Annotated in this window: 8 protein-coding genes and 3 tRNA genes; 9 read left to right on the top strand and 2 right to left on the bottom strand. The window is 62.6% G+C overall.

The features are described from left to right. Positions 1 to 56 precede the first annotated feature (56 nt). The gene (locus B3H47_RS05385; protein WP_286986354.1) at positions 57 to 632 is read right to left on the bottom strand and encodes a chalcone isomerase family protein; all 576 of its coding nucleotides are present in this window, start codon (positions 630 to 632) and stop codon (positions 57 to 59) included. A 144-nt stretch (positions 633 to 776) separates the two neighbouring features. Beyond that, on the bottom strand, positions 777 to 1,400 hold the full coding sequence (locus B3H47_RS05390; protein ID WP_286986355.1) for a chalcone isomerase family protein: 624 nt from the start codon (positions 1,398 to 1,400) through the stop codon (positions 777 to 779). Positions 1,401 to 1,522: 122 nt separating this feature from the next. Here B3H47_RS05390 and B3H47_RS05395 point away from each other — a divergent pair, with 122 nt between their 5' ends. The 9 genes from B3H47_RS05395 to tuf all read left to right on the top strand — a co-directional run. Further along, positions 1,523 to 1,987, top strand: a complete 465-nt coding sequence (locus B3H47_RS05395; RefSeq protein WP_013107516.1) for a PaaI family thioesterase — start codon at positions 1,523 to 1,525, stop codon at positions 1,985 to 1,987. Positions 1,988 to 2,289: 302 nt separating this feature from the next. Continuing rightward, the gene (trpE, locus tag B3H47_RS05400) at positions 2,290 to 3,789 is read left to right on the top strand and encodes an anthranilate synthase component I (RefSeq protein WP_286986356.1); all 1,500 of its coding nucleotides are present in this window, start codon (positions 2,290 to 2,292) and stop codon (positions 3,787 to 3,789) included. Positions 3,790 to 3,833: 44 nt separating this feature from the next. Further along, positions 3,834 to 4,424 carry an anthranilate synthase component II gene (locus tag B3H47_RS05405; RefSeq protein ID WP_286986357.1) on the top strand — a complete coding sequence of 197 codons (591 nt, stop codon included), beginning with the start codon at positions 3,834 to 3,836 and terminating at the stop codon, positions 4,422 to 4,424. Continuing rightward, a complete protein-coding gene (gene trpD / locus B3H47_RS05410) occupies positions 4,411 to 5,457 on the top strand; it encodes an anthranilate phosphoribosyltransferase (protein WP_286986358.1) in 1,047 nt (348 codons plus the stop codon). Before B3H47_RS05405 ends, trpD begins: the two co-directional genes overlap by 14 nt. After that, positions 5,454 to 6,326, top strand: a complete 873-nt coding sequence (trpC, locus tag B3H47_RS05415; RefSeq protein ID WP_286986359.1) for an indole-3-glycerol phosphate synthase TrpC — start codon at positions 5,454 to 5,456, stop codon at positions 6,324 to 6,326. The genes trpD and trpC overlap by 4 nt, the downstream gene beginning before the upstream one ends. Positions 6,327 to 6,390: 64 nt before the next feature. Then, a tRNA-Tyr gene (locus B3H47_RS05420) sits at positions 6,391 to 6,476 on the top strand. Positions 6,477 to 6,598: 122 nt separating this feature from the next. Beyond that, positions 6,599 to 6,672, top strand: a tRNA-Gly gene (locus B3H47_RS05425). Positions 6,673 to 6,732: 60 nt separating this feature from the next. Beyond that, a tRNA-Thr gene (locus B3H47_RS05430) sits at positions 6,733 to 6,807 on the top strand. Positions 6,808 to 6,856: 49 nt separating this feature from the next. After that, the coding region (tuf, locus tag B3H47_RS05435) for an elongation factor Tu (RefSeq protein ID WP_286986360.1) at positions 6,857 to 7,692 on the top strand (836 nt) is incomplete at its 3' end.

Raw genomic sequence — 7,692 nt, forward strand, 5'->3', positions numbered from 1 at the left:
CAATAAAAAAGCCGCTCCGGACAGGAGCGGCTTTTTTGTGGGCAGAGCCCACACGATCAGCCGTTGATGTTCTGCTTTTGAATCGAGGTGTTGGACAGCACGCCAGCGGGCAGCATGCGCAGCATGGCCTGATACAGCTCGGCGTTGCCGGTGCCCGGAATGATGTGCGAGCCCGGACCCATCAGCACGATGCCGTTGGAGGGTTCGAACAGCAGTTCAACCGTTTGACCCTTGGCGATCTGCTTCACGCTGGCCAGTTGTTTACTGAAGGCGTCCATCGCCGGCTTGAACGAGGCGTACTGCGCGGCGGACACGCCCTTTTTCACCCCAGCATCCAGCGCTTTGGCCAAAGCGTCACCCGACATATTGGAAATGGCGGTGAGGCGAATCGATTTGGCCCCGGGCATGGTCATGATGTTGCTGACCGACGTGGTGTTTTGCGGCAGGTAAACCGCCGCGGCCATCTTGCCGCCCATATCGACCACGCCAGCGCCGTTGATCAGCAGGGGCACGCCGTTGGCCGGGGCGGTTTGCATCACAGGAACGCCGCCCACTTTGACGGCGGCATTGGCGCTTACGGCGCCGAACGTCGCGGCCAGCGCGATGGCGGTTGCGGTCAGAACTGTTTTCATGGACGATCCTCGGGTGGTTTGTGGGTATATCAGCCAAATCTTATTTTATGAACCCACCCCTTGCATGTTCGGGTTTTCACCGAAACGGCGTGTTTGAGTGGTCACCAAACATGACGGCGCGCAAGCCTTGCCCGGTGAAGCCGGTCAGTTGCTGTCCGCTTCGTTGCCCAGCAGCGCACGTTTGAGTCGGTCTTCAGCGGGATTTTTGCCCAGCCAGATTTTGAGCATGGAGTTGAAAAACTGCGGCTCGGTGAACACCCCGCCCGAGGGCACGCCATCGATGGCGATGGTGCTGCCCTTGCCGGGAATCTCGCGGATAGTCACCGTTTCCCCGGTTTTGATCTGGCTTTTTTGGGCAAACAGTCCGCCCAGTTGCACCAGGCTGGGAATGAAGGCGCTGAACTCCTCCGGGCTGAGGTTGTTTTTGATGCCTTCGTTGAGTTTGTCGCCGAGCTCCTTGCCGCTCACATCACGCAGCAGGGTGAGTTTCAACTCCTTGGGCCCGGCCATGTTGTAAATCGCCTGCGGTTGCGTGCTTTTCTGCGGCAAATACAGCGCGGCGATGTAAACCTTGAAAAAGAACACGTACCGGGTACCGGCGCCGTTGAGCGTCAGCGCCTTGCCGCCGACATCCACTTGCGGCGGAATATCCACGCCGTGCAGGGTGAGCGCCTGCGCGCTTGGCATGAAGGATGCGATGGCCAGTGCGGCGATCAGCGAGGCGGTTGCGCCGAAGGTGCGCAGCGGCTTGTGAGCGGTGTGATCCATGAAGTCTCCTGTTGTCTGTTATCGAACGATCGTTCATTTTTCGTAAAACGCCGTGCTTTGACAAGTGAATTTGGATCGGGCGCCGTTTAAGATACTGCAACAACACCCATGAAGGAGACGTCATGCCCAAGGTTTTTCAGGACAGCTACCCCGACGCGCTGGCGCACTGCTATGGCTGCGGCCGCCTCAATGCCGAGGGGCATCAGATCAAGACCGTCTGGGACGGCGATGAAACGGTCACGCGCTTTACGCCCCAGCCCTATCACATCGCAGTGCCTGGCTTTGTGTATGGCGGCTTGATCGCCTCGCTGATCGATTGCCACAGCACCGGCACGGCGGCAGCGGCGATGTACCGTGCCGAAGGGCGGGAGATGGACACGCCACCGGCCTTCCGTTTTGTCACCGGATCGCTGCATGTCGATTTTCTCAAGCCGACGCCCTTGGGCACAGAGCTTGAAATTCGCGGTCGTGTCAAAGAAATCAAGGGCCGCAAGGTCATTGTGGAGTCCACGGTGTTTGCGGGCGGCGTGGCCACCGTGCGCGGCGAGGTCGTCGCGGTACAGATGCCGGAAAACTTCGGCGCTTAAGACCGCGTTTGAGCCCGTTACTCGGAAAATGGCCCTACGAGTTTGCTACATTCGCTCACTCGGATAGATCTGCGCGATTCATTCACTGTCCATGTTCATCCATCGGCGACACGCATCGGGTTCTGGAGACCGGGGGGCCTGGCCCTGGCGGTTCTGGCTGATCGTGCCCGCTGCTGCGGCCTGACTCATCTCCGATCTGCGCCCCATTCGCGCGTCAATGCGCGGGGCCACTTCGGCAACAAGCCGCGCTCCCGTGATATCCGCTGCCCGCCCCTGCGGGGCAGCCGACCCTTGAGACGAACATGACTGAACTCGAATTCAAAGAACTGGCCCGCCAGGGCTACAACCGCATTGCGCTCGTGTCGGAAGCGCTTGCGGATCTGGAAACTCCCCTGTCGCTCTACCTCAAGCTGGGGGTGGGCGCAGGAGCCGGGCAAAACACTTTTTTGCTGGAATCCGTCGTCGGCGGCGAGCGCTTCGGCCGCTACTCCTTCATCGGTCTGGCCGCGCGCACGCAGGTGCGGGTGAAGAACGGCCTCACCGAGGTGTTGCGCGACGGCGCGGTGGTGGAAACCTCCGAAGCGCCGCCGCTGGATTTCATCGAGGCGTTCCACGCCCGCTTCAAGGTGGCGCTGCCTGCGGGCATGCCGCGTTTTTGCGGCGGGTTGGCGGGGTATTTCGGCTATGACGCGGTGCGCTATATCGAGCCGCGCCTGATGGCGTCTGCGGCCAAGCATCCCAAGCCCGATCCGCTCGGTATGCCCGACATCCTGCTTATGTTGTGCGAAGAACTCGCCGTGATCGACAACCTGTCGGGGCGGCTCTACCTCATCGTCTATGCCGACCCGGGCCAGCCCGAGGCTTACAGCCAGGCGCGCTCGCGCTTGCGCGGTCTGCGCGAGCAACTGCGCTATTCCGTTTCGGCGCCGCCCATGCAGCGCAGCAGCGTGACGCCGATCGAGCGCGAGTTCGACAAGGCCGACTATCTGAAAGCGGTCGAGAAGGCGAAGGACTACATCGCCGCCGGAGACTTCATGCAGGTGCAGGTGGGACAGCGCCTGCGCAAGCGCTTCAGCGATTCGCCGCTGTCGCTCTACCGTGCGCTGCGCTCGCTCAACCCTTCGCCGTACATGATTTATTTCAACTTCGGCGATTTTCAGATTGCGGCCTCATCGCCCGAGATTCTGGTGCGCGAAGAGGCTGTGCCCGAAGGACGCAAGGTCACCATCCGCCCGCTGGCGGGCACGCGGCCGCGCGGCGCCACCGCCGAGGCTGACGTGCGCAACGAGGCCGAACTGCTGGCCGACCCGAAGGAACGCGCCGAGCATCTGATGCTCATCGACCTGGCGCGCAACGATTTGGGTCGAATCGCGCAGACCGGCAGCGTGAAGGTGACCGAGGCGTTCGCCATCGAGCGCTATTCGCATGTGATGCACATCGTCAGCAACGTCGAGGGGCTGCTGCAACCGCAGCGCACGCCGATGGACGTGCTGCGCGCCACCTTCCCGGCGGGCACGCTGTCGGGCGCGCCCAAGATTCGCGCCATGGAAGTGATCGACGAACTCGAACCCACCCGCCGCGGGCTGTACGGCGGGGCCATCGGCTACTGGAGTTTTGCCGGTGACATGGATCTGGCCATCGCCATTCGCACCGGCATCGTCAAGGACAACTGGTTGTACGTGCAGGCGGCCGCTGGCGTGGTGGCTGATTCCGTGCCCGAGATGGAGTGGCGCGAAACCGAGGCCAAGGCCCGCGCCGTGTTGCGCGCGGCCGAGCAAGTGCAGGAAGGGCTGGACGGCTAAAGCGCTGTCCCGCCCCCTCTCTTCCCAGACCCACGGAGCCCATCATGCTGCTGATGATCGACAACTACGACAGCTTTACCTACAACCTGGTGCAATATTTCGGCGAACTCGGCCAGGACGTGCACACCGTGCGCAACGATGAGCTCGATCTCGAAGCCATCGCGGCGCTCAACCCCGAGCGCATCGTCATTTCTCCCGGGCCGTGCTCGCCCGCCGAGGCGGGTATCTCCGTGCCGGTGCTGCAATATTTTGCCGGGCGACTGCCCATTCTGGGCGTCTGCCTGGGGCATCAGGCCATCGGCGCCGCGTTTGGCGGCCAGATCGTGCGGGCGCGACAAATCATGCACGGCAAGACCAGCCCCATCACCCATGACGGCCGAGGCGTGTTCGTCGATCTGCCCAGTCCGTACACCGTGGTGCGCTATCACTCGCTGGCTATCGAGCGCGACAGCCTGCCGGCCTGCCTGGAAATTACCGCGCAGACCGAAGATGGCGAAATCATGGGGGTGCGTCACCGCCATTTCGCCATCGAGGGCGTGCAGTTTCACCCGGAATCCATCGAGACCGAGCACGGCCATCGGCTGCTGCAGAATTTTCTGGCGTTGAACGAGGGCCACTTCCATGACCATCAGTAATCACGATGCGCTGGTGCGCGTCATCGAGCACCGCGAAATCTTCCACGATGAAATGATCGGGCTGATGCGCCGCATCATGACCGGCGAGATGTCCCCGGTCATGATGGCCGCGCTCATCACCGGCCTGCGGGTGAAAAAGGAAACCATCGGCGAAATCACCGCCGCCGCGATGGTGATGCGCGAATTCGCCACGCCGGTCGAAGTGGCCGATAAAAAGCGCCTGGTCGACATCGTCGGCACAGGGGGCGATTCCGCGCGCACCTTCAATATCTCCACCGCCAGCATGTTTGTCGCCGCCGCCGCCGGGGCGCAGGTGGCCAAGCATGGCGGGCGCAGCGTGAGTTCTTCCTCCGGCTCGGCCGATGCGCTCGACGCGCTGGGTGCCAACATCCAGCTCACGCCAGAGCAAGTGGCGCAAAGTCTGGCCGAATGCGGCATCGGCTTCATGTTCGCGCCCAACCACCATCCGGCCATGAAGCACGCTGCGCCGGTGCGTAAGGAGTTGGGAGTGCGCACCCTGTTCAATATTCTTGGGCCGCTGACCAACCCCGCGGGTGCGCCTAACCAGTTGCTGGGGGTGTTCCACCCCGATCTGGTCGGTATTCTGGTGCGCGTTTTGCAAAGGCTGGGCAGCGAGCACGCCCTGGTGGTGCACGGGCTGGATGGCCTGGACGAGGTGTCACTGTCGGGCGAGACGCTGATTGGCGAACTCAAGAACGGCCAGATCAGCGAATACGCCATTCACCCCGGCGATCTCGGGCTGAAGACCGCGCCACTGGAGGCGCTGCGAGTGGAAGGCCCGGCTCAGTCCATCGAGTTGATGCACGAGGCGCTCAACGATGTGGCGGGCGCGCCCAGAGACATCGTGGCACTCAATGCAGGGGTCGCGCTGTACGCCGCGAACGTCGCACCCGCATTGATCGACGGCGTGCAGATGGCGCGCGAAGCCATTTCCAGTGGCGCAGCGCGCGACAAAATGCAGGAGTTCGTGCGCGTCACCCGCGCCCTGCAAAAACCGGTGACCAGCGTATGAGCCCACCCCGAAACCCTTCGCTTCGCTCGGCTCTCCCCTCAAGGGGCAAGAAACTCTCGGGGCGGCCCAGCGAGTTTCTTGAGAGCGACATCCTTCAGCGCATCCTCGCCACCAAAGCGCAAGAAGTGGCGGCAGCGCGCGAGCAGGTGCCTTTATCGGCGCTGCGCGAGCAGGCTGCGGCGCGTGATGCGCCGCGGGGGTTTGCCGCCGCGGTGCAGGCCAAAGTCGCCGCGGGCGGGCCCGCCGTCATTGCGGAAGTGAAAAAGGCCAGTCCGTCGCGCGGGGTTCTGCGGGCCGACTTCGATCCGGCCGCTATCGCTCGCAGCTACGCGGCCGGGGGCGCCACCTGCTTGTCCGTGCTCACCGATGTGCAGTACTTCCAGGGGGCGGCGTCTTATCTGCAGCAGGCGCGGACGGCTTGCGCGCTGCCCGTATTGCGCAAGGATTTCATGGTCGATGCCTACCAGATCGCCGAGGCTGCAGCGATGGGGGCCGACTGCGTGCTGTTGATCGCAGCCGCTCTGCCACGGGCGCAATTGATCGAACTGGAAGCCGAGGCGATGAGCTACGGCCTCGATGTGCTGGTCGAGGTGCACAACGCGGCTGAACTGGAGGCGGCGCTGGCGCTGCGCACGCCGCTGCTTGGCATCAACAACCGCGACTTGCGCAGCTTTGAAACCCGGCTGGAGACCACCCTCGATCTGCTGCCACAGATTCCTGAGGGCCGCGTCGTTGTGACCGAAAGCGGCATTCTGACCGCCGATCACGTCGCGCGCATGCGGGCCGCCGGCGTTCAGGCCTTCCTCGTCGGCGAAGCCTTCATGCGCGCGGACGTCCCCGGCACAGCCCTGCGCGCGCTCTTCGATTGACCCGGCTAAAAGGCCTTCTATTTGACATAGCCGCAAAAATCGCTAAGAATCTGCGGTTCGCCTCGGAGAGGTGGCCGAGTGGTTAATGGCAGCAGACTGTAAATCTGCCCTCTTACGAGTACGCTGGTTCGAATCCAGCCCTCTCCACCAGGCGCAAGAATGATGTGCTTTGCTGCTTTTGGTTTTTGCTGCGGGCTTCGTCGTGTTGGCGACGATCAGTCGCTCCGAGTTGGTCGCTGCGGGCCTCGCCAGGGTGTCCAGGGCTAGGCAAGGCGGGAGTAGTTCAATGGTAGAACCTTAGCCTTCCAAGCTAATGGCGCGGGTTCGATTCCCGTCTCCCGCTCCAGCTCCTGCGGTATTTAGTGTTGTTATGTAACGGTTTTTTCTTGAGCGTGCAAGCGTTCAGGCCCATGTGGCTCAGTGGCAGAGCACTCCCTTGGTAAGGGAGAGGTCGCGGGTCCGATTCCCGCCATGGGCACCAGTTGAATTTATCGATTTGTCCATCTTTGTAGGCTTGAGGAGTTTGAATCATGGCGAAGGAAAAGTTTGAGCGGACCAAGCCGCACGTCAATGTGGGCACGATTGGTCACGTGGACCACGGCAAGACCACGCTGACGGCGGCCATCACCACCGTGCTGGCGGCCAAGTTTGGCGGATCGGCCAAGGCCTACGACCAGATTGACGCGGCGCCCGAAGAGAAGGCCCGCGGCATCACCATCAACACCGCGCACGTGGAATACGAAACGGCTAACCGCCACTACGCCCACGTCGACTGCCCCGGCCACGCCGACTACGTCAAGAACATGATCACCGGTGCCGCCCAGATGGACGGCGCCATCCTCGTCGTCTCCGCCGCTGACGGCCCCATGCCCCAGACCCGCGAGCACATCCTGCTCGCCCGCCAGGTCGGCGTGCCCTACATCGTCGTCTTCCTCAACAAATGCGACATGGTCGATGACGCCGAGCTGCTCGAGCTCGTCGAAATGGAAGTGCGCGAGCTGCTGTCCAAGTACGACTTCCCCGGCGACGACACCCCCATCATCAAGGGTTCGGCCAAACTCGCCCTCGAAGGCGACAAAGGCGAACTCGGCGAGAAAGCCATCTTCAACCTCGCCGACGCCCTCGACAGCTACATCCCCACGCCCGAGCGCGCTGTGGATGGCGCCTTCCTCATGCCCGTCGAAGACGTGTTCTCCATCTCCGGACGCGGCACCGTCGTGACTGGCCGGATCGAGCGCGGCATCATCAAAGTCGGTGAAGAAATCGAAATCGTCGGCATTCGCGCCACGCAGAAAACCACCTGCACCGGCGTCGAAATGTTCCGCAAACTCCTCGACCAAGGTCAAGCCGGTGACAACGTCGGCAT

The organism is Thiomonas sp. UBA7699 (assembly GCF_002482605.1).
In the GTDB taxonomy this organism is placed as follows: Bacteria; Pseudomonadota; Gammaproteobacteria; order Burkholderiales; family Burkholderiaceae_C; genus Thiomonas; species Thiomonas arsenitoxydans.